This window comes from Myxacorys chilensis, from assembly GCF_059505265.1.
The window spans coordinates 16,146-42,145 of the sequence record NZ_JCACKG010000206.1; the positions used below are offsets into that span (position 1 = coordinate 16,146).

25 protein-coding genes are annotated in these 26,000 nt (G+C 49.0%); 9 read left to right on the plus strand and 16 right to left on the minus strand.

The window, feature by feature from the left end; all coding sequences use genetic code 11:
* Positions 1–414 precede the first annotated feature (414 nt).
* From AC5JLB_RS19985 to AC5JLB_RS19995, 3 genes are read right to left on the minus strand one after another with little or no spacing between them, the layout of a single operon-like run.
* Entirely contained in the window at positions 415–2,055 is a 1,641-nt protein-coding gene (locus AC5JLB_RS19985; RefSeq protein ID WP_495875572.1) for a nickel/cobalt transporter, read from the minus strand.
* Positions 2,052–3,443, minus strand: a complete 1,392-nt coding sequence (locus AC5JLB_RS19990; RefSeq protein WP_495875573.1) for a tetratricopeptide repeat protein — start codon at positions 3,441–3,443, stop codon at positions 2,052–2,054. The genes AC5JLB_RS19985 and AC5JLB_RS19990 overlap by 4 nt, the downstream gene beginning before the upstream one ends.
* A gap of 5 nt (positions 3,444–3,448) precedes the next feature.
* Positions 3,449–4,714 (minus strand): DUF4331 domain-containing protein, encoded by a 1,266-nt coding sequence (locus tag AC5JLB_RS19995; RefSeq protein WP_495875574.1) that lies wholly within the window; start codon positions 4,712–4,714, stop codon positions 3,449–3,451.
* A gap of 474 nt (positions 4,715–5,188) precedes the next feature.
* Here AC5JLB_RS19995 and AC5JLB_RS20000 point away from each other — a divergent pair, with 474 nt between their 5' ends.
* The gene (locus tag AC5JLB_RS20000; RefSeq protein WP_495875575.1) at positions 5,189–7,240 is read left to right on the plus strand and encodes a secretin GspD/PilQ domain-containing protein; all 2,052 of its coding nucleotides are present in this window, start codon (positions 5,189–5,191) and stop codon (positions 7,238–7,240) included.
* Between the two features lie 592 nt (positions 7,241–7,832).
* Positions 7,833–8,282, plus strand: coding sequence for a GFA family protein (locus AC5JLB_RS20005; protein ID WP_495875576.1), 450 nt, complete (start codon positions 7,833–7,835; stop codon positions 8,280–8,282).
* Positions 8,283–8,367: 85 nt separating this feature from the next.
* Here the strand turns inward: AC5JLB_RS20005 and AC5JLB_RS20010 are convergent, their stop codons facing one another.
* Entirely contained in the window at positions 8,368–8,661 is a 294-nt protein-coding gene (locus tag AC5JLB_RS20010) for a hypothetical protein (RefSeq protein WP_495875577.1), read from the minus strand.
* Entirely contained in the window at positions 8,634–8,867 is a 234-nt protein-coding gene (locus AC5JLB_RS20015; RefSeq protein WP_495875578.1) for a hypothetical protein, read from the minus strand. The genes AC5JLB_RS20010 and AC5JLB_RS20015 overlap by 28 nt, the downstream gene beginning before the upstream one ends.
* A 240-nt stretch (positions 8,868–9,107) precedes the next feature.
* Between AC5JLB_RS20015 and AC5JLB_RS20020 the strand changes: the two genes are divergently transcribed.
* On the plus strand, positions 9,108–9,677 hold the full coding sequence (locus tag AC5JLB_RS20020) for a Uma2 family endonuclease (RefSeq protein WP_495875579.1): 570 nt from the start codon (positions 9,108–9,110) through the stop codon (positions 9,675–9,677).
* Between the two features lie 158 nt (positions 9,678–9,835).
* Here AC5JLB_RS20020 and AC5JLB_RS20025 read toward each other — a convergent pair whose 3' ends face one another.
* Positions 9,836–10,054 carry a hypothetical protein gene (locus AC5JLB_RS20025; RefSeq protein WP_495875580.1) on the minus strand — a complete coding sequence of 73 codons (219 nt, stop codon included), beginning with the start codon at positions 10,052–10,054 and terminating at the stop codon, positions 9,836–9,838.
* Between the two features lie 255 nt (positions 10,055–10,309).
* Here AC5JLB_RS20025 and AC5JLB_RS20030 point away from each other — a divergent pair, with 255 nt between their 5' ends.
* Entirely contained in the window at positions 10,310–10,858 is a 549-nt protein-coding gene (locus AC5JLB_RS20030; protein ID WP_495875581.1) for a hypothetical protein, read from the plus strand.
* Here the strand turns inward: AC5JLB_RS20030 and AC5JLB_RS20035 are convergent.
* Positions 10,819–11,811, minus strand: coding sequence for a stage II sporulation protein M (locus AC5JLB_RS20035; RefSeq protein WP_495875582.1), 993 nt, complete (start codon positions 11,809–11,811; stop codon positions 10,819–10,821). The two genes, AC5JLB_RS20030 and AC5JLB_RS20035, sit on opposite strands and share 40 nt — an antisense overlap.
* A 154-nt stretch (positions 11,812–11,965) precedes the next feature.
* On the opposite strand from AC5JLB_RS20035, the gene AC5JLB_RS20040 reads away from it, so the two are divergent.
* A complete protein-coding gene (locus AC5JLB_RS20040; RefSeq protein ID WP_495875583.1) occupies positions 11,966–12,955 on the plus strand; it encodes a phosphotransferase in 990 nt (329 codons plus the stop codon).
* A gap of 101 nt (positions 12,956–13,056) precedes the next feature.
* Here the strand turns inward: AC5JLB_RS20040 and gcvP are convergent, their stop codons facing one another.
* The 3 genes from gcvP to gcvT form a co-directional block, all read right to left on the minus strand.
* Positions 13,057–16,008, minus strand: coding sequence for an aminomethyl-transferring glycine dehydrogenase (gene gcvP, locus AC5JLB_RS20045; RefSeq protein WP_495875584.1), 2,952 nt, complete (start codon positions 16,006–16,008; stop codon positions 13,057–13,059).
* 364 nt (positions 16,009–16,372) lie between these two features.
* Positions 16,373–16,762 (minus strand): glycine cleavage system protein GcvH, encoded by a 390-nt coding sequence (gcvH, locus tag AC5JLB_RS20050; RefSeq protein WP_495875585.1) that lies wholly within the window; start codon positions 16,760–16,762, stop codon positions 16,373–16,375.
* A 34-nt stretch (positions 16,763–16,796) separates the two neighbouring features.
* A complete protein-coding gene (gene gcvT, locus AC5JLB_RS20055; protein ID WP_495875586.1) occupies positions 16,797–17,906 on the minus strand; it encodes a glycine cleavage system aminomethyltransferase GcvT in 1,110 nt (369 codons plus the stop codon).
* Between the two features lie 305 nt (positions 17,907–18,211).
* Here gcvT and AC5JLB_RS20060 point away from each other — a divergent pair, with 305 nt between their 5' ends.
* Together AC5JLB_RS20060 and AC5JLB_RS20065 are read left to right on the plus strand one after the other, a co-directional pair.
* Entirely contained in the window at positions 18,212–19,507 is a 1,296-nt protein-coding gene (locus AC5JLB_RS20060) for a glucose-1-phosphate adenylyltransferase (RefSeq protein ID WP_495875587.1), read from the plus strand.
* A 35-nt stretch (positions 19,508–19,542) separates the two neighbouring features.
* The gene (locus AC5JLB_RS20065; protein WP_495875588.1) at positions 19,543–20,061 is read left to right on the plus strand and encodes an AAA family ATPase; all 519 of its coding nucleotides are present in this window, start codon (positions 19,543–19,545) and stop codon (positions 20,059–20,061) included.
* Positions 20,062–20,081: 20 nt separating this feature from the next.
* Here AC5JLB_RS20065 and AC5JLB_RS20070 read toward each other — a convergent pair whose 3' ends face one another.
* The 5 genes from AC5JLB_RS20070 to AC5JLB_RS20090 form a co-directional block, all read right to left on the minus strand.
* Positions 20,082–21,035 (minus strand): hypothetical protein, encoded by a 954-nt coding sequence (locus tag AC5JLB_RS20070; protein ID WP_495875589.1) that lies wholly within the window; start codon positions 21,033–21,035, stop codon positions 20,082–20,084.
* A 64-nt stretch (positions 21,036–21,099) separates the two neighbouring features.
* The gene (locus AC5JLB_RS20075) at positions 21,100–22,821 is read right to left on the minus strand and encodes an iron uptake porin (protein ID WP_495875590.1); all 1,722 of its coding nucleotides are present in this window, start codon (positions 22,819–22,821) and stop codon (positions 21,100–21,102) included.
* Positions 22,822–23,030: 209 nt separating this feature from the next.
* Positions 23,031–23,327, minus strand: a complete 297-nt coding sequence (locus tag AC5JLB_RS20080; RefSeq protein ID WP_495875618.1) for a sensor histidine kinase — start codon at positions 23,325–23,327, stop codon at positions 23,031–23,033.
* Positions 23,328–23,573: a hypothetical protein gene (locus AC5JLB_RS20085; RefSeq protein WP_495875591.1), complete on the minus strand. Its 246-nt coding sequence runs from the start codon at positions 23,571–23,573 to the stop codon at positions 23,328–23,330.
* 21 nt (positions 23,574–23,594) lie between these two features.
* Positions 23,595–23,759, minus strand: a complete 165-nt coding sequence (locus tag AC5JLB_RS20090) for a hypothetical protein (RefSeq protein ID WP_495875592.1) — start codon at positions 23,757–23,759, stop codon at positions 23,595–23,597.
* 91 nt (positions 23,760–23,850) lie between these two features.
* Here AC5JLB_RS20090 and AC5JLB_RS20095 point away from each other — a divergent pair, with 91 nt between their 5' ends.
* Both AC5JLB_RS20095 and AC5JLB_RS20100 read left to right on the plus strand, forming a co-directional pair.
* Entirely contained in the window at positions 23,851–24,252 is a 402-nt protein-coding gene (locus AC5JLB_RS20095) for a hypothetical protein (RefSeq protein ID WP_495875593.1), read from the plus strand.
* Entirely contained in the window at positions 24,167–24,784 is a 618-nt protein-coding gene (locus AC5JLB_RS20100; RefSeq protein ID WP_495875594.1) for a transposase family protein, read from the plus strand. The genes AC5JLB_RS20095 and AC5JLB_RS20100 overlap by 86 nt, the downstream gene beginning before the upstream one ends.
* 47 nt (positions 24,785–24,831) lie before the next feature.
* On the opposite strand, the gene AC5JLB_RS20105 is transcribed toward AC5JLB_RS20100, so the two are convergent.
* Positions 24,832–25,995 carry a glycosyltransferase family 4 protein gene (locus AC5JLB_RS20105; RefSeq protein ID WP_495875595.1) on the minus strand — a complete coding sequence of 388 codons (1,164 nt, stop codon included), beginning with the start codon at positions 25,993–25,995 and terminating at the stop codon, positions 24,832–24,834.
* Positions 25,996–26,000 lie beyond the last annotated feature (5 nt).

The window sequence follows — 26,000 nt, forward strand, 5'->3', positions numbered from 1 at the left end:
AATCTGGCTGCATCTCCAAGGATCATACTCTGAATAACCAGTGTCGTTCAACACAGTATTAAGTTCTTAGTTTAGGACAATGCTCCATGTGCTGAAGAAAGCCGAGTTCTAGCGAGCCGCACTCACAATTTCTAGCCAGAAGCATTGCTGCAACTACATGCCCAACTTGAGCCAGAAGAGCCTTTCAGCCTGCCACATGCTTACTTCAAAGGAGACTATGATGCAGAGCGCAGTGATTAAAAAGATTAGGCTATAGCGTTTCATAATTTTCCTCAAACTTTAATTCATTGAAATGCTTATTTTGAAAGCTCAGGTCTAATGATTGCTATTACAAACAGGTAGTACTCCATTAGAGCTCCATTAGAGCTAGTGTTGGAACTAGTCTCACCACGCTAATGTTTACAATGCTAATGCTCACAATACATGAGTGAACAACGCCTTCGTTGTAATACCTAGACCAATTAGAGTAATCAGCAAGGCGCTTGCGGCTGGAAACAATTTGCTGTTAGGCGACTGGAGCGGAAGCTGCTCAAACCAGTCCCTGGCGTAGACCAATATCAATCCGATCGCGGTGAGTACGCTCGCTAGACCTAGGCTAAAAGCAGACACTAGTGCAAGTCCAAAACCAATTCGACCAAGCGCGATCGCGCTCAGCAATACTACTAATGCTGAGGGACAAGGCAATATTCCTCCTGAAATTCCTAAAGCTAGAATGCTAGACCAAGTAATGGCAGAACCATCAGCGCCGGGCGGCAGGTGGGAATGCGCCTTTTGTCCATGACTATGAGTATGTTCACCGTGATGGCTGTGTCCAGAATGATCGCTATGTCCATGATCATGAGTGTGTTCACCGTGATGGCTGTGTTCACCGTGATGATGGGTGTGATGAGCGTGATGAGTGGCTAAGTGTTCATGATGGTGATGGGCAGGGCTAAGCTCACCGTGGGAATAGGCAAGGTTGGTGTAGCCCTGTCTCCAGGTCCAGTTCTGAAAGAGTTGAGAACCACGTAAATGATTTATCAGTAGTTTTAGTCCAATTCCGGTCATCAGTACCCCAGAAAGTCCGCTCAGCCAAGGGTACAGTTGCTCCGTCAAAATGAACCGAGACGTGCCAAGCATCAAGAGTCCTAGTGCAAAGATGCCTGCCGTATGAGTCAGCGTTACGGTTAGCCCCAGCAAAAGGGCATGTTGAGCTTTACCCCGCGATCCCACTAAATACGCACCAACTATAGTTTTGCCATGTCCTGGCGATAGAGCGTGCAGCCCACCCCAGACAAACGCGATCGCTAACGCTACCAGAACTGTGAAAACATTATTTTCTTCTAACGTGATCAACCGAGTGAACGCATCATTGCTTCGGCCTGCTAAAGCCTGATCGGAGCGATCTGACCGCGTCGGCACCGATGCAATTGGTTGAGCGAAGGATGATGGATTGATCTCAAACGAGATTTGGCGCTGATTTAGCGGACTACTGAGTAGATCGGTGGGGTACTCTGTCAAGCGATTTGTGATGCTTGAAGCCGTGACATTGCCCTGGAGAGAAACACCTTCTGCGGCTGTCACTGTAATCTCACGCCAGCCTAAGCGCTGTGGGTAGAAATTGTCTTCAAACTCAACCCGTTGAGTCGTGCTGACCGTAGTTGCCGATCCAACCGCGCTTTGAAAACCGCAGGTAAGGCGCAGGGTTGCTAATCCTCCGACCCCAGGAGGAAACTCAACGATCGCATTATTGAGCGAAAGTGCCAAAGGCTGCTGGTTGACTTGCAACGCTAGGTGAGATTTAACCTCACGACATTTCTCAGCCGGGTAGTTAACCGTTTCGGCAGAGTCAGGTTTGCGGTTGTGATTGGTATCGATTTGATTGATTTCTTGAAAAGCTGGAATTTCAGCCATATCCAGAACATAATCAATCGCTACGTCATCTTGCGCGACTTGTACGCCTGCATAGTGATTGATGGTGAAATTGCCGAGAGGATGGGCATCCGCGACGGGCATCCATAGAAATACCGACGCGATCGCGGCGATCCAGGTTGAGCAATGCAGCAGGATTCTCATAATAGATTTCTCAGAATCAAGGGTGAGTGGGAGTTCGCTTGCTGAGCATCACCATTTGTTGTCAGGTCAACCAAAACCTGACGAGCTTCTGTGGCGTATTTGTGATGAAACTGAGGATTCAGACTCAAGGCTTGCTGAAGATGTTGGGTTGCTCCAGCAAGATCGCCGCTATGCAGCGCAATCATACCGGAGTGAAACTGCAACAGGGGATCTTCCGTGCCATACCGGATGGCCTGTTGCGCGGCTTGTTGGGCAATTTGCCACTGCCCATTTGCAGCCGCCGCCCACGCTAATGTATCTTCGGCATAAATATCATCTCGCACAGATACCTCCCGTTGAGCAATGTCTAACGCCTCTGGTAAGTGAATGTTGTGTTCAATGTAGTAGACCGCCAAAGCGCGATCGTAAATTCCTTGAACCCGACTCAGGTGCGCCACAACATCGATTAAGGCTTCCGTTGCCGTTGCGCCCTCTGGATCGCCCAAGGCACGTTGAGCATCCGCTTTGTAGCCCAAGGTTTCGACCAAAGGCGACCGTTCTATCCCCTGGTTTGCCGCTTCTAAAGACGCTTGCCAGCGATGCTGTGCCGCGTATAGACGAGCCAACCCCGTAAACGCTGCAATATCGTCTGGAAACAGATCAAGCGCTTCCCGATATCGCCGCTCTGCTAGAGACAGATCGCCAGACAGAAAGGCTAGATCACCAGACCGCACATGAAACCAAGCACAAGTTTCTGCTGGGTTCGTGTAGAACGCATCCACCTGCTGCATGGTTGAATCCATCAGTTTCCGTGCCGCTGCCAAACTGTAGGTTAGCTCTAGGTAACGAGCAGCAACAGCGCTATGACCTGATTCTGACTCGTCGGTCAGGGTCTGCAATAGCTGCTGAGCAGCGTTATAGTCGCCCAGTTCCATTTGAATGGAAGCTTTTAGCGAAACGAGGTTGGCGTTGTTAGGAGCAATTTGCTCTGCCGCGATCGCGACTTGCAACGCTTCCCTAAACTGGTGCTGCGATAGCAACGCTGAAGCCAGCAGCATCGAAGCGGCTACATTCCGGCGCGGTTGGATCGCCAGCGATCGCCGCGCCGCTTGTTCGGCTCGCAACAGATCGTCTACATCTGCCCGTTCACGAAAGCGTCTGAGATATTGAGCCGCCAGCAACCGTAGGAGCAGAAAAGAGTCAGGAGACTGACGCACTTGCTCTTCATAGGTGCTGATGATCTCAGAACGCTGGAGGTAGTCCGGGAAGACTTGTTCTGAAGCTTCTACCTCCGGTTGACTAGCAGGCAGTAGTTCCCTGCCAGTCCCTAACGCCAGCATAGGAGGCTGTCCTAGTAGTAAAAGCAGGCTGACTAGTACCACTAACAGCCTCAGCGATCGTCGAGCCATATTGCCTAAAGAGGATTACCGAGATAGGGGAATGTAGGCAGGAAGTTGGCAGGATTAGGACCAACATTGTCACTCGTCAGGCTAGGAATTGCACCTTCAGTAATGTTGGTGACTGCACTGCCGAAGACAACAGAAGCAGTGACATCAATCACGTCATCTGTTGGTCTTCTGCCGCCGAAGTTTCCAGCTAACTGACTGCCAAAGTAGGAACCGCCTTGTTTAGAAAGGTCAGCTTGAATTACATCTGGGATCGCGACTGAGATGACAGCATCAGCAATTCCTTGAGGTCGTCCGATCGTCTGAACAAAGCTGCGAATAAAGTTGGCTTGGTTTCCAGCATCTTCTGTTGGAGTTCTAACATTGCTGTCGTTGTGAGCGCTGAAATCCATAAAGAGTTCATTCAGGGCTGGAACGGCTAAGCGCTCAATCTGAACAAACGCTCCATTTCTGCGTCTCGGATCGCCAACGCTGGTCGTCATCCAAACTCCAATTTTGCCAGTACCCAGTTGTTCTCTCGGTAGCTCGATCACAATCGAGTGAACATTGAAGGGAGCCAGCGTATCTTGTGCTTCACCAGGAGGTCGGAAGGACGTAACTGTGAGAGGTGGACTTGGATTTGGCTGCATCTGGTAGTTGCGGTCTGGAAGAATTTTGAAGAACTGTTCCAAATCGAAGAAGAAGGGATCTTTCCGCGTTCCCACAAAGACGGTAGACCCTCCAGGACCCGCGAATACTTCATTGATTCGACCCTGACGTCTAGCGCCAAGCAGCGTTGAAATGGTTCCAATTCGTTCCGGGCGATCGGGTCCAAACACTGAGACGGTTTGATTGGGTCCTCGATCGTTCACCTTGAGTTGAATCACCCGATCTTCAATACCATCACCCGTGTTATCGATCTTGAACTGGTAGAGAACACTGGGGTCGAAGGGTCTATTCTCACCCCGAGCAATCAGAGGGTTAAAATTCATCGACAGGACAACCTTGCTCGGATCTGGACTTTCAAATACAAATAGGTCGGTCAGATCGGCGGCGGTCTGTTGAGTCGCTAAAAAGGTTGTGTCTTGGTGATCAGAGGCTCTAGCGGGAAGCGCGGCGTAGAGAACAACTGTGAGCAAGACGGCAACAGAAATTCCAGCCGTCCTGAGCCAAGGTCTAACACTCTGCTGAAATAGCAACTTGATAGGAGAAAACACTTGATTGACAAACCTTCTGATGAAACTTCCATTTATATTCAGTAGAGCGTGAGCAACGCTCTGAGCACTGATTCTCATGATTCCTTCCTTACGGTTTTTCATCCTGATGGGGCTTGGAAATAGTAGGTTGGATCTACTTCTTCAAAAAAAGACTGGGGCTGCTTCAAGCCAGCCTCAGCTTGTAGGGTCTACTGCTCAATCACAAAGTAGCGATCGCGGTTTGCGAATACCTAGACCTGATAGCTTTTGAAAACGGTTGATCATCGATCGCTCATCTTCAACCGCCTCACTGGTTTTAGGGACTCCGCATGGCTGAGTGAAAACACTCATGTAGATAATACGGAGATGGATCTAGATCGGATTCCTGAAAACGCAAAATAAAAAGCTACAGCCCAAATCATGTTTTGAGGGCTGCTTTGTGGTTTAGTTTTATCGTGCTAAATTCTACAAGGCTTACAGCTTTCAACTAGCTCAAATCGTGCAGTTTGCTATTTGTTGGTAGAACGGTCAAGCATGTCTGAAAACAGAGTTTATCGATAGAGCTACAAAAAGATGCATCGTTCAATTGGCCAAGCGTTAATGGGAGTTAGCGCTTTTGTGGCGTTGACACAGGCTACTGTGGCGACTGAGACTAGAACAGCGATTACAGGGATTCAGATTCAAGCTGCTGAAACGGGGCTAGAAGTCACGTTTGAGATTCAAGGTGATCCTCAGCTTCAGCGATCGAGTGTGAACCGTGAAAATACTCTCACGATGAATTTTGTGAATACGCAGCTTCGTCTGCCTCAAGGCAATGCGTTGCGTCAAGAGAATCCCACGCCTGAAATTGCTTCAATCGTTGTGGCTCAATTTGAGCCAAATACTGTTTCGGTCATTGTTAACGGTACGACTGCTTTACCCGTTGAGCGATTTGTTCGGCAGGATAGTAAAAGCGTTACTTTAAGCTTTGCATCTAAGTTAAAGCAACAGGCTTTGTCAAAGCAACAGGCTGTTGTGTCAAGTCCTAATAAGGCTCCCGATCGCACCGTTGGGCAGTCTCCCCAAAGCGCGATCGCAAGTCCTCCTAATGCCTCAGCACCGTCTGCCACTCCCAACATTCAATCATCCCCTGCGAGTCCTGTTACACCCTCCGGAGCGCCATCCACGCCTCAAGGAACAGCTCCTTTGGGAGTAGACGCTAATTTCTCAGATGTCTACCTGGATAATGCTCAAACTCAACTCATGAGAACCTATCAGCTTAATCAGGTAAAAGCAACGTCTGATTCGGTTGTCACTCAAAACCTAACAAGTTTGGCAGAAACTGGGGGAACGGTCAGTGGCTCTAGTACGGGTAGTAGTAGTTTCGGCACAAACTCGGGTGTGTTCAACGGATTTGATGTCAGAGCGTCCGCCGCAACTGCACAAACCTCAATAAAACGGGCAACAACAACCGCAGAAAACGTTCGATATCAAGGAGCAAAAGAATTTTTAGAACTGTTTGGAGCGAATGGTGGCGTAACCACTAAACCAACAAGTACGTTTAATCCTGCTCCAACAAGTACGTTTAATCCTGCTCCAACAAGTACATTTAATCCTGCTGCTAGCCAGTTTCCAGGATCTCCATCTTCAACTGGTTTTCCTCAGACCGTGCCGCCCGATTTCTCCAGATCACCCTCCAAAGCCAGTTCTAGCCTACTGAGTGGATTAGAGGTCATCGCCGAACCTCGCACCAACACACTGACGTTAATCGGCTCGCGGCGATTAGTTGAGATTGCCACGCTGAAGCTAAAGCAGCTAGATGTGTTGACGAAGCAAGTTGCAATTAATATCAAAATCATTGACGTTGATCTCATCAAAGGAAGTAACTCTAATGCAGATTTGCAGTATCAAGCCAGTAACACAATTGGTTTAGGGTTTGATACCGCAGGCTCGTTCTTTGCCAACATTGGTAGAACATCTACGGGCGCGGGTGCGGCTGTCCCTCTAGCTCGCAACTTTTTACTGAACTTGCTAGCCTCAATTCAAAATCAGTCCGCGAAGATTTTGACGAATCCCACGTTAGTTGTACAGGAAGGGAGTTCAGCGCAAGTTAACCTGACGCAAGAAATCTTTTCAGGGTTTGAAACCATTGAAGATACACGATTTCTGGGCACTACGGGTACGGTCACTACGCCGCTCAGACGCCGCCCCATTATTCGACCCGCAGGTGTCATTGTAAACGTCACTGTCGATCGCATTGATCCACAGGGATATGTGACGCTCAACATCTCACCCGAAATTAGTGCTCCTTCGGGTGCCGTTTTTGAAGATCAAGGCTCGCAAGCTAGGCTGCTGCTACAACGCCGTCTAGAAACTGGTCGCATTCGATTGCAAGATGCCCAAACCTTAATTTTGACGGGCATCATTCAAGATCAAGATCAGTCAAATGTGACAAAGGTGCCTATTTTGGGGGACATTCCTTTGCTGGGTCGGCTATTTCAACGTCGTGCGACAAGCAGAGAACGGCGGGAAGTTGTCATTTTGGTGACACCAGAGATTCTAAAGGATGGTAGTCCTGCACCCTTTGGGGTCAACTACACGCCTAGCTCCGAAATTCAGAAGCTTCTGAAACAGCAAGATCAGTAGTGTTGTGATGAGTTGTAGCTTCGCGGCTCCGACAGATGCGGAATTTGGAAAAGATGAGGGCCGAGAAGGAGTGAAAGTCGCATCCTCGAAACTTCACAAGCCAAATCTCTAAAAGGTCAAGCCTAATCTGCTGTGATGATGTTGAACATGCTTTCGGGAGCATCGGCATGGTGCTCCTTTTCTGTTTAAAGTTCCTCCCATTCAGGTAGAAGGTCATTTCGATGAGTTGCTAGGTCATCGGAGTGGGTATCGAGGTGATTTGATTCGGTTGTCGAGTCATTTAAATGGGGTACAAAGGTCATTTGAATGAGGTGTGAGGTGATTTGATTGGGCGGTGGAGTGGGTTTAAACAACGTTGTACCTCATTTAAACCACTTGCTAGGCCATTTGGATGAGGTGCGAAGGTCATTTGATGCTGATACGAGGGCATTGAATACCAGCGATTGGCTTCGCCAAGCTCCAAAGGATCGCAGGGTGATTTTGGTTTAGGGCTGCTGCATCAAGTATTGAGCAGGAACGCTCATAAGGTGCAAAGCAGTCTGTGAGCGATCGCACATAATAAATACGACCAATTAGTTTAGGGCAGTAAAGTATGACCGCTCCTTACACTGGAGGATGTCAGTGCGGGCAAATTCGATACGAGATCCGGGCTGAACCTCTCACGCTCTATGCCTGTCACTGCAAAGAATGTCAGAAGCAATCTTCCAGCGCCTTTGGCATGTCAATGCCCGTTCCTCGTGCCGCAGTTGTAATTCTTCAAGGGCAACCGAAACAATGGAAACGCGTCTCTGATAGCGGACTTGAAGTGAGTTGCTTATTCTGTGAGGAATGTGGAACCAGACTATTCCATAACCCTGCTCGTAACTCCAAAATTACCAACGTAAAACCTGGAACCTTGGATGATACAAGTTGGCTCAAGCCCGTTGGCAACTTGTGGACGCAAAGTTCGCAAAATTGGGTCATTCTGAATGAACAGATGTTGAACTACGAGGCGCAACCCAGCGACTTTACCCAACTGTTTGAGCGGTTTCAGATTGAGTAGCGTAGAAACAATTCTGCTTGACCAGAATGGACTTATGCATGGTCGTATGGTGAAGATTAGAAGTTAGTGCGCTTAAGTCGTAAGCCTAACAATAGACCCCGATACGGACATTGATCTGCATAACGTTCTGATTTAGGGTGTTATAAGTAGATGCCCCTGATTGACTGACAAAATCAAGGAAATGGAAAGCTAGATAGGACGGATTCCGCGTCGCTTCAGGAATTTTGATCTTCTCTCGCTCCGTTTGTAGCATCAGATTAACGCCAATGGCAAACAAAATATTAATATGATCCACATCTGACATTTCGATCGTCTCTGAGATCGAGAGAAACACGACGAAATAGCGATCGCTCACATTCCGTCCAAACTCCGCCAGCAAAGTAGACTTCCCACACCCGCGATGTCCCGAAAAATAATCTTCGCATCCCGCGCTGCACTATCTTCTACCAGTTGCTCTACCTCTTCTAGAGCTTCGCGCCCATATTCCACCCAAAACTTTTTCGACAGTTTCGGTTGAATCAACGGCGTTAAATCCGTATCTTGGTAAGCCTTCTGAAAGATCTGCAACCTTGATTTGTCAGTCATGCCATCTCAAGAGGTGCGGGAAAGATCTTCTCTATCATGTTGGGATCATGGTGACGCAAGTCATTTGAATCGAGTGGCTCAGCCACAATCACTTTTCTACAATTCATCTTCTTTATGCTCCTTGTGGCGCTACTACTGCGCTCAAAGCTGCCCGATCAACTCTCAAGGCTTCTCTCCAAACCATCATCAACCTATAAAAACAAGCGACAATAGAGACTATGAAGGTCACGGAGACAGAGTATGAGCCAAACTTCTCCCGAAAAAGTCCGATGGACGACTGCGGATCTTGAAGTCCTCGCCACCGACGAGTGGAAACGCTATGAAATTGTTGATGGAGAACTGTTTGTGACCAGAGCGCCGCATATTGATCATCAAGACTCTAGTGGAGGAATCTACTTTGAGCTACGGGCTTGGTCAAACGTCAGCAAATTAGGCAAAGCGATCTTTCTGCCAGGAATCATCTTCTCTGATGCTGATAACGTCATCCCCGATGTCGTTTGGATTAGCAACGATCGACTCGCTCAACTTAAAGACGAAGCTGGACATCTCACAGGCGCACCTGAACTTGTTGTTGAAGTTCTCTCTCCTGGCGCAACCAATGAGCGACGAGACCGAGAAGCCAAGCTAAAACTCTACTCTACCCAAGGAGTTGAGGAGTATTGGATCGTAAACAGGGAGCTTCAACACGTCGAAGTCTACCGTCGAGAGAATGCTGTCTTAAAGCGAGTAGCTACGTTCCTTGCTCAAGACGAAATTACTTCGCCGTTGCTACCAGGCTTTGGGTGTCTCGTCCAAACGTTTTTTGCTTAAACATCGCGTTTCTCACAATTGATCTAGAGCAACCCCTAATTTTCATCACCTCTCGTCGAAGCACTGCGATCGCTGCACCAATTTGCGTATCGTCGCAGGGAAGGATCGCGGCCTATCTTCATAACACCGCAATCCACCCAAACACCTACTCCATCCTCCTATCGTCGTCGTTGACGCATCAGAATACTCATCACTTCTCCCGAAACTGGCGCAGGCAACAACGGACTCCATGCCCCAGCCTCCGCAAACCCTAACCCGTGCAACGTGTGAATCACCTCAATCACGCCTTCTCGTGAGCCAATCGCTAGCAATCGAATCTTTTCGCCCCCGACGACTTCATCATCCGTCGAGAGCAACTCTTGCAAACTGTTATTCATTTGGGGTTTCTCCTAATTGAAGAGGGGAAGAAACCCAAAAATCTGTCCACTTCACAAACATCACAAATCAAGGCGGCTTAAAGGAGTGATAAAATCCCACATTAAGCCTCCATGCTGGGTAGATCAGCTTGGTGGAACAGTCGCTCATCGCTGCTCGTAACAGCTTTGGGCGGCGTCAAGATTTTTGGGTGAAGGGTTGCCGTCTGATTTAGACAGGACAACTTAGTTTGTTAGCGTATAAGTATTTCTCTCTGGATGTCAAGCAATTGTTATGGAGAGATTCACTTAGAGAAAAATAGCAAAATTGCAAGTCAAGAACCGATGCTGCGGCTTGAAGATGCGACTGCTCCCACTCAAAACTTCGTCGTTGGAACTTACAGTGCGATCGCTCTCACTCAAAACGCTACGCTTCAAGCTCAGAACTCCACACTTCAAGTTCTAAGCCCGACGCTTCAGCTTCAGAATCTCGCACTTCAGCTTCAGAACCTCACCTTTCAAGCTTTAAGCCCGACACTCCAAGCTCAGAACCTCATGTTCCAACCTCAAAGCTCGGCACTTCAGCTTCAGAACCTCGCACTTCAGCTTCAGAACCCCATGTTTCAAGCTCAGAACCTCGCACTTGCCGTATTTTGCGAAATCATTGCAGGTCAAAGCTCAACCGTTCCACTCCAAACCCGAACTGATCTAGCGTTAGCTCAGAACTGCGCTGCTAAAAGGAGAATTGCTGCATTACAAATAGGGATTGAGACTGCGAACATCCACCTTCACATCGAATCACCAAGACCTTCGCCATCCTTCCCTTGAAGATGCGAATTGAAATACGCCAACAGCCCACAAAACAGCAGCAGCCCCACCAAATACTTCAACGGTTCAGGAAAAATTGGACTCGGCGAGAAAAACCCCTCGATCGTTCCCGCAATAATCAGCATCGGCACAATTCCAAACACCAACTGCGCCGCCTGCACCCCATAAAACTTCAGCGCATCCACCCGCCGCAGCTTTCCCGGAAACAAAATCCCCCGCGCAATCAGCAACCCCGCTCCCCCCGCCAAAAAAATTGCCGGAAGTTCCAGCGCTCCATGCGGAAACACAAACGCCCAAAACGGATACGCCAAGTCATTTTGACCCACAAGTGTCCCCACCGTACCAATCATCAAGCCATTAAAGAACAGCAGCAGCACCGTCCCAATTCCCAGCGTCATCCCTCCCGCCACCGCATTGAAAGACACCTTAATGTTATTGGTCATAATCTGGCTCGATGCCAACGGTTCCGTTCCCAAGATCGATCCCATCCACAGCTTGTGGTCATCTCGAACCGTTTGAATCATCGATTCGGGCACAAACAGCGAGATAAACACCGGATCACGCCACGATAGCCACCAGCCGATCAATCCGCCGACGACAAACAGCCCCGTCGCCAGCAGAATATAGCCGATCGTCTGCCGTACCACCGCCGGAAATCCCCGAAGGTAGAACTCTGAAATGCCCTGCCATTCTTGCTGCCGCGCCCCCTGGTAGACCTGGCTATAGCCGCGAGAAGTCAACCGCTGCAAATTCTGCACAATGGTATTACCCACCAACGTTTGATAGGTTCGTGCCCGCGCCAGATCGCCCGACACCGAGCGGTAGAGACTTGCGAGTTGCTTAATTTCGGCAGTCGAGAGCGATCGCAGTCCATGCCTCTCCACTCGCCCTAAAAGCTCATCCAGCAGCTTCCAGTCCACCTCTCGCCGTGCAATCCACCGCTTCACATTCATAGCTTCTCCACTCGCCGCCGTTTCTACCCAGTTATACTTTGGAACCGTGCGGTTGCTAGAAATTGCAAATTATTTTGTATTCTATCTGACCAAAATGGGGGGAGTTCTAAAGGAGTATAAGATACGGCAGTTACCCTGTAAGAGTCACACGTCCATGACCGTTGGCTTATTTCCAGTCTTTTATTCCACATTGTCCCCCCAAGCTGTGGTGTCTAGGGTGCTGTCTTGCTACGACATTCCAGAGGTAAACGCTTGTCAGTTTTGGCATCGCGGCTTAAGCGATGTCTATTTAATCGAAACAGCAAAGCAGCCCTACATCTTAAAAGTCTCTCACTGTCACTGGCGCTGCAAATCCGAGATTCAATTTGAACTAGACCTACTTAGCTATCTGCATCAGCGTCAGCTTCCGATCTCATATCCGCTCCCCACAAAAAGCGGTCAGCTCTTTCTCGAACTGGATGCGCCAGAGGGAAAACGCTATGCGTCGCTGTTTATCTATGCTCCTGGAAGCATTCCGTTAGGCGACCTCAACTTGGCTCAAGCCTCGAAACTGGGGGAAACCCTCGCGGCTGTGCATCAGGCTGGGATAGAATTTTCGACTGGCGCTCAGCGTCCAGCACTAACGTTAGAGCATTTGTTGGATCAATCTTGGCACTCGATCGCACCCTTTCTACAGCATCGATTTGACGATTACGATTATCTCGAATCGACTATTGATACTCTCAAGACTCAGCTTCAACACTTTCCCAAAGAATCGCCGTACTGGAGCGTGTGTTGGGGCGATCCTCATAGTGGCAATGCACACTTCACTTCAGATGATGCCGTGACGCTGTTTGACTTTGATCAATGCGGTTATGGTTGGCGTGCCTTTGATATCGGTAAATTTCGTCAAGTCGCGGTTAGTACAGGCATTAGCCGACGTGTGAGAGAAGCCTTTTTGAAAGGATACGAAAGCGTGAGCGCGATCGCAGAGTTTGAACGGGCTACACTGCCAGCCTTCACGCAAATCGCGCACATCTGGGTCTGGTCAATCAGCCTCACCAATGCCATCCATCACAACTACAGTCGCTTAGACGCGAGCTACTTTAATGTGCGACTAGAGCAGTTAAAGAAACTCAAGTCTCCAGACTGGCAACTGTTTTAGAGCCTTCTGTTTTAGAGTCCTTCGTTAAAATTCTTCATTAAAATAAGGTGCTTTGGCTCACAGGTCAAAGCACCTCTAAAGGCCGTTACCCAATCATTCGTTTAACTTTCGTACGCCTCCATAGGCAGACATGAGCAGATGAGATTGCGATCGCCGTAGGCATTATCAATTCGTCCCACAGCAGGATAGAACTTATGCTCGCGAGTCCAAGCGGTCGGGAAGATGGCTTTTTCACGAGAATAAGAGCGCTGCCAATCGGATGTTAGATCGGCGACGGTGTGAGGCGCATTTTTAAGGGAATTATTTGTGCGATCGCTCTTTCCAGTTTCAATCTCGCGAATCTCTTCCCGAATCGCAATCATCGCATCACAGAATCGATCCAACTCCGCCTGAGATTCACTCTCGGTTGGCTCCACCATGACCGTTCCAGCCACAGGCCATGACACCGTAGGCGGATGGAATCCATAATCGATCAAGCGCTTTGCAATATCATCCACTTCGATGTCTGCACTCTTTTTAAATTCTCGTAAATCGAGAATACATTCATGGGCAACTAAGCCATTTTTGCCTTTATAGAGAACCGAGTAATGTCCTTCCAATCGCTTCGCGATGTAATTAGCGTTGAGAATAGCAACTTCTGTCGCTTGAGTTAAGCCTTCACCGCCCATCAGCGCAATATACATCCACGAAATGGGCAGAATGCTGGCGCTGCCCCACGGAGCCGCCGAAACTGCACCGATGCCCTGCTTGCCTCCAATCTCGATCACCGAATGCTTGGGCAAAAATGGCATAAGGTGAGACATTACACCGATCGGCCCCATACCCGGACCGCCGCCACCATGCGGAATGCAGAAGGTTTTGTGTAAATTCAAATGGCAGACATCGGCTCCAAAGTCTCCGGGGCGACACAAACCGACTTGAGCATTCATGTTTGCGCCGTCCATGTAGACCTGTCCACCATTAGCGTGAACAATATCACAAATTTTTTGGATGCCTTCCTCAAAAACACCATGAGTTGAGGGATACGTAACCATCAGTGCCGATAGGTTGTCTCGGTGCTGTTCGGCTTTAGCGTTGAGATCAGCGATATCGATATTGCCCTGATCGTCACACGCGATCGCAACCACCTTCATGCCTGCCATCACTGCGCTAGCGGGATTTGTGCCATGTGCCGACTGAGGAATCAGACAGACATTGCGATGCCCTTCTCCCCGGCTTTGATGGTACTGCCGAATCACGAGCAGTCCGGCGTACTCTCCTTGAGAACCAGCATTGGGTTGAAGCGAAATTCCGGCAAATCCAGTAATTTCAGAGAGCCAGCCTTCGAGTTGCTGAAACAGAATGCCGTAGCCTTTGGTTTGTTCGACGGGGGCAAAAGGATGAATTTGACCGAACTCTGGCCACGTAATCGGAATCATTTCTGCCGTCGCATTCAATTTCATCGTGCAAGATCCCAAGGGAATCATGGCAGAGGTCAGCGACAGATCTTTAGACTGCAAGCGATACATGTAGCGCAGCAGTTCGGTTTCAGAATGATATTGGCTGAAAACAGGATGGGTGAGATAAGCAGACGTACGAACTAATGAATGTGGAATTTTGGGTTGGGCACTGAGACAGTGAAGATGCTCTGACGAGGCGTCAAAAATCGACAGCAAATCTGTCAAATCCTGCTGTGAAGTGGTCTCATCGAGCGCGATCGCAAGCGCATTCTCACTCAGTTTACGAAGGTTAATTCGACGATCCAGCGCCTTTTGAATGATTTCGTCCACCCGACTTCCAACTTCGACTTGAACTGTATCAAAGTACGGCTCTGTGCTGATTGTGTAGCCTACTTTCTGTAAGCCTGCTGCTAAAAGCGTGGTCATAGAGTAAACACGTTCAGCAATACGCTTAAGCCCAGTTGCGCCATGATAGACCGCATACATTCCAGCAATCACCGCTAACAGAACTTGTGCCGTACAAATATTGCTAGTCGCTTTGTCACGTCGAATGTGTTGTTCACGAGTTTGCAATGCTAATCGCAACGCTGGCTGACCACTTCTATCTTTAGAAACGCCCACCAGCCGTCCGGGAATTTGCCGTTTGTAAGCATCTTTCGTGGCAAAGTAAGCCGCATGAGGCCCGCCATAGCCGAGCGGAACACCGAATCGCTGCGTGTTTCCGATCGCAATATCTGCGCCAAACTCGCCCGGTGGTTTGAGTAACGTGAGACTCAGCAGGTCAGCAGCGACGGTGACGAGTGCGCCAGCTTGATGAGCGCGATCGCAGAACTCAGCATAATCATAAATCACGCCATCAGTGGCAGGATATTGCAACAACGCACCGAAGATCGGCGTATTAAACGCAAACGTTTGGTGATCGCCAACAATCACGTCAATGCCCAGTGGAATAGCGCGAGTCCGAATCACGTCAATGGTTTGAGGATGGCACGCTTGCGACACCCAAAACGCATTCGCTTTATTTTTGACCAAGCCATAGCTCATCGACATCGCTTCTGCGGCTGCCGTACCTTCGTCTAAAAGCGAAGCATTGGCGATCTCAAGCCCCGTCAAATCGATGATCATCGTTTGGAAGTTGAGCAACGCTTCTAGCCGACCTTGAGCAATTTCGGGCTGATAGGGCGTGTATTGCGTGTACCAACCTGGGTTTTCGAGAATATTGCGCTGGATGACCGGAGGCGTGATGCAATTGGAGTAGCCCATGCCAATAAATGAGCGGAAAATCTGATTCTGCTGCGCGATCGCTTTCAATTCTGCCAGCAATTCATACTCGCTCCGATCCGCCTCAATTTGAAGCGGACGCTTCATCCGTATTCCTTGTGGAACTGCTTTGGCAACCAAATCTTCAATGGACTTCATTCCCAAAACGCCGAGCATGTGACCAATTTCAGTTCGGCGCGGTCCTAAATGGCGATCGACAAAGCGATCCGGGTAAGCCAGATCTATAGGCTTTGCATGACTCGAGCCATTCCCGGAAGGCGGCGTGTCAGAGATCTCGGTGTCGCCATGGGTCAAATCAGCCGTGGATTGAAGTTGAGTGACAGGCTCAGACATAAAGGATGATACGGATGAGGTGGACTGGAATAACCAAGGTAGACAGAGTATGCCGACGGAAGGAGGAATGAACCGTTCACCGCAAACGAATGGGTTCACGATCGGAAGGTTCATCTTAAAGGCTGTTATTCACATTTTGCAACAATAAACCCGCTACGACTGTAAGCGGGTGTAAAGGAAGGATGAAGTTGTGGTGTAGTCTTGCGAGCAATATCGAAGAACCGCTACAGATGCCGTGTATCGAACTCGTGATTTAACTCTCGTGCTTTAACGAAGGATGCGAAACCGGGCATAACGGTTGCATCCTCTATCCGTTATCTTCCTCTATCTATTATCTATGGTACAAAATCTGCTGTCGCTCTGCTCAACTCCCCTCCACTAAGCCGCGATACTGCTCAGCCGATAGTGAATTTTCAATCTCACTGGGGTCGCTGATCTTCACCTTAATTAGCCAACCTGCACTGTACGGGTCGTTGGCTAAATTCTCTGGAGCGTCTGCCATTTCGGTATTAGCCTCAACCACCGTTCCAGTTACAGGAGATTTGAGATCTTCGACTGCTTTGACCGACTCGATCGTGCCAAAGCTCTCGCCTTTTGTCACCTCTGTGCCCACATCTGGCACTTCTAAAAACACAATATCGCCCAGTTGATCGATCGCAAATGCCGTAATGCCCACGATCGCGACGTCACCCTCAAGCTGAGTGTATTCGTGAGTGTCGGTATATTTCAAATGGTCGGGATACTCGAATGCCATGATGATTTCTGACGGGATGAAGACGAGATATATTCTACTTCTTGGCTCGGTAGAATGGACGTTTAACCACGATCGCAGGATAGAGTTTGCCGCGAATGCTAACTTCGACTTGCTGTCCGGGCTGTGCGAGTTCGACGGGAAGGTAGGCAAGCGCGATCGCGCTGCCAACGGTCGGCGCTAGGGTTCCGCTCGTGACGATTCCTACTTCTTTGCCCTCAAACAGGACAGAATAATCATGGCGGGCGATATTGCGTCCCTGCATTTGCAAGCCGACGAGCCGCCGTTTGACGCCCTCTTGTTTCTGTCGCTCTAACGCCGATCGACCGATAAAATCACCTTTGCTATCAAGATGCACTAACCAGCCCAATCCTGCTTCTAAGGGGCTAATCGAATCGTTGATGTCTTGTCCGTAAAGTGCCATCGCTGCTTCGAGGCGTAGGGTATCTCGCGACCCTAATCCGCAAGGAACAACTCCGGTGCTGAGCAGCGATCGCCACAGTTCTACCCCAACTGCCGGATCGACCATTACTTCAAAGCCATCTTCCCCGGTGTAGCCTGTGCGAGCGATAAAAGCGGGGTTTCCGAGAACGGTTGCTTCGAGATGTCCAAAAGGTTTAATCGAGGAAATATCATCTTGAGTCAGGGCTTGTAAATGCGCGATCGCTTTCGGCCCTTGCAGCGCAATTAATACCTTTTCAAGAGAATGATCGTGAAACGTGAGTTGGCGCGTATCTAAATTTTCTAGCATCCAGGTTTTGTCTTTCTGCGTAGTGGCAGCGTTCACAATGACAACCCAGCGCTGCTGATCCGATAGGTCAAGCCCCTGATAGTAAAAGATCAGATCGTCAATGATGCCGCCTTGAGGATTGAGAAGAACCGTGTACTGCGCTTGTCCGGGCTGCAAGCGGCTCAAATCTGACGGCACAAGCCGCTGAATTTGGGTCAGCACATCCTTGCCCTGCAACGAGAACTTGCCCATGTGCGAAATGTCAAACATGCCTGCGTCCTTGCGAACGGCGTGATGTTCTTGCCCAATGCCTGCGAACTGAACGGGCATTTCCCAGCCGGAGAATCCGACCATTCGGGCATTTAGCGCGATCGCAGCGTCATACAACGGAGTTCTTAGCAAAGCCTCTTGAGTCACAGCGATCGTCCTCACAAAACAGCATCTATCGTTTGATCATTTGATCAAATTATCACCGCTTTGATTCACAAATCATGCTGTTCTATGTGATCTGTATGACATTTATATAACAACTATAAATAACGGCTATAAACGACAAATTATCAATGATGGCTCACAGAACCTTCGCGCCTGCCCGCTCTGATCCCTGTCCTTCAATCTTCTGACTCAAATCTCTCAATCTTCTGACTCAAACCTCTTGCAAATAAAACCATCCAGACACACACTATTGATGGGAATCAAAGTGGAAGCTGCGAGGTTATGTTGTGAAACGAGTTTTATCGATTATTTTAGGTGGCGGTGCAGGGACCCGTCTGTATCCTTTAACAAAGCAACGGGCAAAACCTGCGGTTCCACTCGCAGGCAAATATCGCCTTATTGATATTCCAGTCAGTAATTGCATCAATTCAGAAATTTTTAAGATCTACGTTCTGACTCAGTTCAATTCTGCCTCCCTTAACCGTCACATTGCGCGGGCGTTTAGCTTCCCTGGATTCAACGACGGGTTTGTGGAAGTGTTAGCTGCACAACAAACGCCCGAAAACCCCAACTGGTTTCAAGGAACGGCGGATGCAGTCCGGCAATATATTTGGCTGCTAGAAGAATGGGACGTAGATCAGTGCCTCATTCTCTCTGGTGATCATCTATACCGAATGGATTATCGCCACTTTATTCAACGCCACCGGGAAACCGGAGCAGATATCACGCTGTCGGTTGTGCCGATCGATGAGAAGCGAGCGTCAGACTTTGGACTGATGAAAATCGACGGGACCGGACGAGTCGTTGATTTTAGTGAGAAGCCCAAAGGCGATGCGCTAAAAGCGATGCAGGTCGATACAACGGTTTTGGGATTATCTCCTGAAGAAGCAAAACATAGTCCTTACATCGCTTCAATGGGAATCTATGTCTTCAACAAGGATGTTTTGATTGATCTGCTGAAGCAGCAAAGCGATCGCACTGACTTTGGTAAAGAAATCATTCCCCAGTCGGCGGCAACTCACAATCTACAAGCCTATCTCTTCAACGACTATTGGGAAGATATTGGAACGATCGAAGCATTCTATGATGCCAATCTTGCCCTGACCCAGCAGCCGCTTCCGCCCTTTAGTTTCTACGACGACCACGCCCCGATCTACACGCGTCATCGGTTCTTGCCTCCCAGCAAGTACTTAGATTCCCACATTACCGAATCGATCATTGGCGAGGGTTGCATCCTCAAGAATTGCCGAATTCACCATTCAGTGTTGGGCGTCAGAAGCCGCATTGAAGCGGGAACAACGATCGAAGACTCAATGATCATGGGTTCTGACTTCTATGAAGGTCACGCCGAACGTGCGTCAGGCGCAGACTGCGAATCTTCGCAGGTGAGCTTAGGCATTGGCGCAGATACGACCATTCGTCGTGCGATCGTCGATAAAAACGCTCGCATCGGCTGCAATGTGCAAATCATCAATAAAGATCGGGTCGAAGAAGCAAATCGCGAAGATGAGGGATTCATCATCCGCAGCGGCATTGTAGTTGTGGTGAAGAACGCTACAATTTCTGACGGAACTGTGATTTAGACACCGCAGGTAAGGAATGTGCAAGGGATGACGCTGTGAAGGAAGGACTGTCCGTTCAAGCGTCGTCCCTAATTTTTTTAATCGGGCTTCCTGGCAGCGGCAAATCGACCTTTGCGAGATCGCTACTCATCACTCATCCCGATGCTCTACTCATTTCAACCGATGCGATTCGCGCTCAGTTGTTTGGCGATGACGCCATTCAAGGACCGTGGCTCAAGGTCTGGTTAGAAGTTCGCCAACAGTTTCAGCGCGCTGTCGAACAAACGTCTAGTGGGCAAGCCTCGTTTGCAATTTATGACGCGACGAATGCGGTGAGAAAGCAACGTAGAGCCGCGATCGCGCTGGCTCGCACAACTGGATTTACGCACATCACCGGAATTTGGCTAAACGCGCCACTCGCTCTTTGTTTGGAGCGCAATCAACAGCGAAGCCGGGTTGTGCCGGAAGAAATTATTTTGCGAATGCATCGCCGCTTACTGGGCGCACCTCCTTCTTTAGCAGAAGGGTTAAATCAATTGGTAGAATGCACCCCTTCCAATCTGTTATCTCTCTAGCATTCATTGTTCTAATCGTCTTAGCGTAATAAAACGCGGCTTCGAGGCCCGATCGATTGAGCAGGAGTTCGCGCTGATTCTAAAACAACACGGTTGACCTCAAAAAACGGAGCGGCTCCCAGCGATCGCAGCACACTCGCGTCCGAATTAGCAGGATTGACGCTAGGTTGGGGTGTCCCGTTAGAGGGTGGACTAAGCGGGGTCGAACCTGGCAACGTTGGACTAATGGGGGTTGGCGACGTTGGACTAATGGGGGTCGGACTTGGCGACGTTGGACTAATCGGAGTCAGCCCTGCCGGGACGGTAATGGACAGCCGAACGGGCATGTTAGTCACTGTGTAGGAAAACACCGTTGGCTGTGCTGGAATCGATGGATTTGCTCTGGTGTTATAGTGCGATCGAAAGTCAAACACAGTTGGACTAGAGCCGCCGTTGCGATCGCTGTAGCGCGGTCCTTGTCCCCGAACGTCAAATGTGCCTTGGTACTGAGTTCCTGTGTTTGGATCAGTTGCGATTCCGGTGTACTTGCCCAAGACCACAAATTCATCTTGAATCGTGCCATAAAACCGGACATTTTCCCGATTGTTAAACCGTTTAACCAATAATAATTCTCCATTTGATAATGCTGGAGAAACTAATGCGCCACCAACTGAGACAACAGGAATGCCACGAAAATCTACAAAGTAGCGACCACTACTGTCAACCTGAACAAGATTAGGATTGAAATCTTGAGCGGAATACACTAAAACACCATTACGAAAATAGCGTCCTTGACTATCGGTATCGACCCGTGTTGTGCCTTGATTAAAATTCGGATTGATGTTGGGCGGCGCGATTGTACCGTTGACCACTCCTGAACTGTTGATGGTAACTTGCGCGATTAGCTCCGGGCGCACCTCTGAAGCAAACGCCGCAGGAGCCAGCGCTATCAGACTACTAGCCAGTATGAAAGAATGCAAACGATTCGACAACATATGACAACTTAGAATAATTAGCTATAGCGAATAGATGAGTTTCAGCACCCGGTAGACCGTTCTTCTAAAACCTAAACGTTGCGCGTACTGCTCCAATGACCAACGTATCATTATCGCGATTGTGATTTGGATTAAACACTACAAGCAAGCCCGGTGTCAGATCAATAAACGAATTCAATCTGGCTCGGTAGAACACTTCTAAATGATAAGCACTATCGGGCTGCCCGCCCTTTTCCCCACCCTGACTAAACCGGGGAAAGTTGTATCCCGTTGGTAAGCTGCTAGATGTAATTTTAGGCGGTTGCCCAAACAAAACGCCACCGAGATTTCCACGGACAAACAGATCTGGAAAGGCAGAAAAGAGCATCCAGTTCGTGGTCTGCACTGAGCCAGAAATATCGGTTGCCGTCGAAGTCGTCCAGCCGCCCCAGCCGCCAATCGTCAAACCAGGATTGATCCGCCAAGCGGCAGTAGTCCCGATCGCATGAGTATTAAAGCCAGAATTCGTGGGTGCAAAGGGAGACAGAAGTTGAGCATCTCCGATTCCGGTTCCAATAATGCCGTCAGGCGCATGAGAGAAAAGATAGTGGAGGCCGAGATTGATCGTATTAGTGGGAGCGAGAGACAACTGAGTGCCGATCGTATAGCGTCCGCCAAATAATCCGCCGATGTTTTGATCGCCCGTAAAGCTCGGTAACTCAGCGCTGTAGACCGCTTGTAGACTCACGCGATCGCTGATCTGCCAATCAAACCCTGCGCCCCCTGTCCCGTTGCCCAACGTGATGATCGGGTTGCGTTGTCCTAGCAACGAAAGTGCGCCTTCGCCTTCGCTCTCTAGAGGATTAATGCCGCGAAACGTGTTGCTCGCATTCACCCCTGCCGCTCCAACAATCACCCCAAACTTAGAACTGATGGGAAAGCGGTAAGATAAGTCGCTGAGGACAAGTTGATTGTTTAGCTCAGATTCGTAGGCGAGGCGTCCCATGTTGGTAAATACAGTCGGAGCCGACGATCGCAAGTTGCCAGTTTGCAGCCCGGTTAAAAGTAAGTCGTCCCCCTTAAAGGAAGTTGCCAAAGAAATCTGAACATTATTGGTGAGCGTCGGTTCAAGTTTACCCTTGCGCTCTGGCACACCATCTCGTGGAAAGAGATCAACATCGACGCTGTTGCTGCCTTGAATAGATACGATCGCTTGTCCGACCAGTCGAGTTGTGGTTGAGAACTGCTGTTTTTCTAATGTTGCAGCTTTGGTGTCAAACGCATCGACTCGGCCCCGCAACGTGTCAACTTCAGCCGCAAATTCTTTCTGTAGTTGCCCAAGGGTGGCGAGATCTTCTCGGCTAACCAGATCTGTGCTTGAGCCAGCAATCAATTCATTGATCCGATCGGAGCAAGCGTTTAATCCAGCTGCAAACTCGTATCGAGTGAGGACACGGTTGCCAGAGTAAGTGCGGTCTGGATATCCAGCAATGCAGCCATAGCGCTCAACGAGCGACTGCAACGCCTGAAATGCCCAGTCGGTCGGGCGCACATCTGAAAGTTGCGATACTGAAGTAACCTGTGCTTCATCTGATACTTCTGTCTCTGAGCTACTCGAAGGGCTAAACTCTGGTTGAGCAAGACTTTCTGGAAGGGCAATTGCCGAATTTTGGCGAGATGTCGCTGCCGTTGGACGGCTTTGAGCAATTTTTTGAGACTTCGCTGAAGAAACCCTGAGTTGGCTATGGCTGGCGTTAGGCACTACTTGCTGAATAGGAATTTGCTTTGCGGATTGTACGAGGGTCATTAGACCAAAATCTGTCATTTTTATACAACTAGAATTCTAGCTTTCTCCTTATACCCGCATTTTCAGGTTTCGAGGTAAGAATGATTTGGAGTGCTAAGGTTTTACGGCGCGATCCTTTGGAGTTTGGCGGGAGCCAATCGCGTCCTAATCCCTAGAACAGCGTTCTAAAAAACGGCAATTATTGCTAATCTAGATAGGCTGACTAAGAATTACTCTAATAATTGAGAGACGGAAAGTTTGATTTGAAACTCGTCTCCCTGTCCGGGCTTTGAAAAACACTTAATCTCTCCCTTGTGTTTCTTCGTAATATTGTGACTGACCGATAACCCTAGCCCTGTTCCCTGATCCACTTCTTTTGTTGTGAAAAATGGGTCAAATAGTTTAGCTTTCACTTGCTCAGTCATCCCTGAACCATTGTCTGCAACTTGAATTAGCACAGTCTGAGCATTTAACAATTTGGTGCGGAGGCTGATCGTCTTTGAAAGAGAGCTACGATCCCGTGCAATTTAGCAACTTTCTAGCGCATCAATGGCATTTACTAAAAGGTTCATGAGGACTTGATTGAGCAAACTCGCATAACACTCAATCAACGGTAGCTCACCGTAATGCTTAATTACCTCAATAGTGCCACCACTTGACGCGGTGTTGAGGCGATGCTGCAATATCATCAACGTGCTGTCGATACTGTCATGCAGGTCAATGCTCTTTAGTTCTGCCTCATCCAAGCGAGAAAACGTGCGGAGCGATCGCACAATCTCCCGAATCCGCTCCGCTCAAACTCGCATGGATGCCAGAACTTTGAGCAAATCGTCTACGACAAAATCTAGGTCAATAATATCAATCTCCGCTTCAATTTTGCCTGCTGGGAGACAGGGCTGTTGCTGGTACAAGTAGATTAGATGCAGTAAGTCTTGGATGTAGTTCTCGAGATGAGACAAGTTGCCATTAATGAAGTTTACCGGATTATTAGACCTTTTGCGTGATAGGAAGATTTGGGGTTGAATGGAAGAATCATGATGTTGTCCTGCTATGCTCACCTACGCCAAACTCGTCAAGACGCCAGGCAAGTTTCAACGGTTCACCGGACTAACGGTCGAGGAGTTTAACCAACTCGCTGAGGCGGTCGAGCGGTGGTGGAAAGCGTCCGAGCGAACCCGCCTGATCAGTCGAACTCGGCAACGAGTCGTGGGTGGCGGCGGACAGTATAAGCTAGAAACCTTCAAAGACAAGTTGCTGGTGCCATTGATGTACTATCGACTGGACGTGACGTATAGAACTATTGAGTTGGATATTTGGGGTCCATGTGTCGAATCTGAATCGCCTAGTGCATCGTTTAGAGCCAGTATTGGCAGAGCATTTAAGACCGCAACCACCCACTCCCCTAAACCGACGGATTCGGAACTGGCAGGAATTTCAGCAGGCGTATCCTGAGCTAACCGAAGTCGTGATTGATGCTAGGGAACAGAGCATTCAACGGCCACGTGGACAAAAGCGACAAAAGCCGTACTACTCAAAGAAGCGCAAACGACATACGCTCAAAACTCAGATCGTTGTGACGAAGAGTGGACAGGTGCTGTGGGTGAGTGAGTCGGTTCCGGGTGGGCGAGTGCATGACAATCGCTTGCTCAAGCGCAGTCGTGTCATGGAACGCCTGCCGAAACAAGTCACAAAGCGAGTGGACTTGGGCTATCAGGGGGTTGAAACCGACTATCCAGACCATGCGGTGGTGATTCCCAAGAAGAAGCCCCCGAAACAGGAACTCACCCCATCCCAAAAGCGGCAGAATCGCAAAAAAGCAAAGCGACGGATTGTGGTGGAGCCTACCCTGGCGCACCTGAAACAATTTCAAGTCCTATCGCAAACTTATCGAAATCGACGTGGTACAAACAATCAGAGCTACAATCGCAAAATCAGGATTGTGGCGGGGCTTGTGAACCTGCGTTATGAGAGCAGAACTGCCTAAGCAAGCAACTGAGAAGGAACGGGAGTACTCAACTTTAATCTCACTTATCACGCAAAACGTCTAATAAGTCCATCGTCCTGCACAAAACAGTCTAATTGCGTCTGATAAAACGTCAGTAGTTCCTTTAAAACCAGCTCCCTTGAAAACTGCTGCTCCACACGCTGTCTTGCATTTTGACCGAGGCGCGATCGCAATGCCGGATCAAACGCTAACTTTTCAATCGCTTCAGCTAGCGCCACTTCATCTTTCGCAGGAACTAACAAGCCCGTTTGCCCAGCTTGAATGGCACAACGAACTCCTGGAATATCTGTCCCAATCAAAGCCTTTGCAGCAGCGGCTCCTTCTAAAAGTGAGTAGGGAAACCCCTCATGTTCACTCGGTAACGTGACGACATCGCAGGCAGTATAAACTTGATGCAGGTCGGTCAAATAGCCCAAACCCTTCACGCCTGCAACCTTATGCCCCAAAGCCTGATCACATTCATCTGCTGTACAACCTGCTACTAAAAGCACATTGTTGGCGTCCCCTAATCCCGATCGTTCCCAGGCTTGCAGCAACAAATGAAACCCTTTACGCCGAACTGGGCGACCAACATAAGCCAAGACAAATGGAGCGTCAGCCACACCCAAGTGCTGTTTTGCCTGGGCTACATCTAAAGACTTGGTATCGAATTGCAGCAGATCAATTCCTGCAATCGAGCCATGTGCCATGACTGCACCTTGATTTGCGTCTAAAAGACCATCAGCTCGCGCCTCTTGTAAATTAGAGTGGCTGACCAAAAGCACATGAGTTGCTAATCGGAGGTTGATTGCTTCTAGCAACCGCAGTGACCATCGCAGCGTTCCTCGATATCCTAAGTAGGGCAACCCATGATTCTGATAAATTCTCACGGGAACTCGTTCTAGATAAGCGGCTAGAAGTGGAATCAGTGAAGCACGACTCTGATGAGTATGGAGGATCTTAGGTCTTGCCGTTCTGAGATGGCGACGAAAGTTAGAAAGTCTTTGAAGGAATGCCAGTGGGTTGAGGACTAGATCACTATCAATTAACTGTTTAGGAACATCCAGTTGTTCAATCACTGCCTGGTGCTTTAGTTGATTTTCAACCCAGAGTTCAGTTTTAATTCCTGCTTCGTTTAAATACTCGACAACAGGTGAGATAAACGATCGAGCACTTACTGGAAAATGAATACTATGAATGACTTCAACCATTGCAG

Excerpts from the sequence above, each read along its gene's own strand:
- AC5JLB_RS19985 (WP_495875572.1), bottom strand. The coding sequence starts at position 2,055 with ATGAGAATCCTGCTGCATTGCTCAACCTGGATCGCCGCGATCGCGTCG.
- AC5JLB_RS19990 (WP_495875573.1), bottom strand. The coding sequence starts at position 3,443 with ATGGCTCGACGATCGCTGAGGCTGTTAGTGGTACTAGTCAGCCTGCTT.
- AC5JLB_RS19995 (WP_495875574.1), bottom strand. The coding sequence starts at position 4,714 with ATGAGAATCAGTGCTCAGAGCGTTGCTCACGCTCTACTGAATATAAAT.
- AC5JLB_RS20000 (WP_495875575.1), top strand. The coding sequence starts at position 5,189 with ATGCATCGTTCAATTGGCCAAGCGTTAATGGGAGTTAGCGCTTTTGTG.
- AC5JLB_RS20005 (WP_495875576.1), top strand. The coding sequence starts at position 7,833 with ATGACCGCTCCTTACACTGGAGGATGTCAGTGCGGGCAAATTCGATAC.
- AC5JLB_RS20015 (WP_495875578.1), bottom strand. The coding sequence starts at position 8,867 with ATGACTGACAAATCAAGGTTGCAGATCTTTCAGAAGGCTTACCAAGAT.
- AC5JLB_RS20020 (WP_495875579.1), top strand. The coding sequence starts at position 9,108 with ATGAGCCAAACTTCTCCCGAAAAAGTCCGATGGACGACTGCGGATCTT.
- AC5JLB_RS20025 (WP_495875580.1), bottom strand. The coding sequence starts at position 10,054 with ATGAATAACAGTTTGCAAGAGTTGCTCTCGACGGATGATGAAGTCGTC.
- AC5JLB_RS20030 (WP_495875581.1), top strand. The coding sequence starts at position 10,310 with ATGTCAAGCAATTGTTATGGAGAGATTCACTTAGAGAAAAATAGCAAA.
- AC5JLB_RS20035 (WP_495875582.1), bottom strand. The coding sequence starts at position 11,811 with ATGAATGTGAAGCGGTGGATTGCACGGCGAGAGGTGGACTGGAAGCTG.
- AC5JLB_RS20040 (WP_495875583.1), top strand. The coding sequence starts at position 11,966 with ATGACCGTTGGCTTATTTCCAGTCTTTTATTCCACATTGTCCCCCCAA.
- gcvP (WP_495875584.1), bottom strand. The coding sequence starts at position 16,008 with ATGTCTGAGCCTGTCACTCAACTTCAATCCACGGCTGATTTGACCCAT.
- gcvH (WP_495875585.1), bottom strand. The coding sequence starts at position 16,762 with ATGGCATTCGAGTATCCCGACCATTTGAAATATACCGACACTCACGAA.
- AC5JLB_RS20070 (WP_495875589.1), bottom strand. The coding sequence starts at position 21,035 with ATGTTGTCGAATCGTTTGCATTCTTTCATACTGGCTAGTAGTCTGATA.
- AC5JLB_RS20075 (WP_495875590.1), bottom strand. The coding sequence starts at position 22,821 with ATGACCCTCGTACAATCCGCAAAGCAAATTCCTATTCAGCAAGTAGTG.
- AC5JLB_RS20095 (WP_495875593.1), top strand. The coding sequence starts at position 23,851 with ATGCTCACCTACGCCAAACTCGTCAAGACGCCAGGCAAGTTTCAACGG.
- AC5JLB_RS20105 (WP_495875595.1), bottom strand. The coding sequence starts at position 25,995 with ATGGTTGAAGTCATTCATAGTATTCATTTTCCAGTAAGTGCTCGATCG.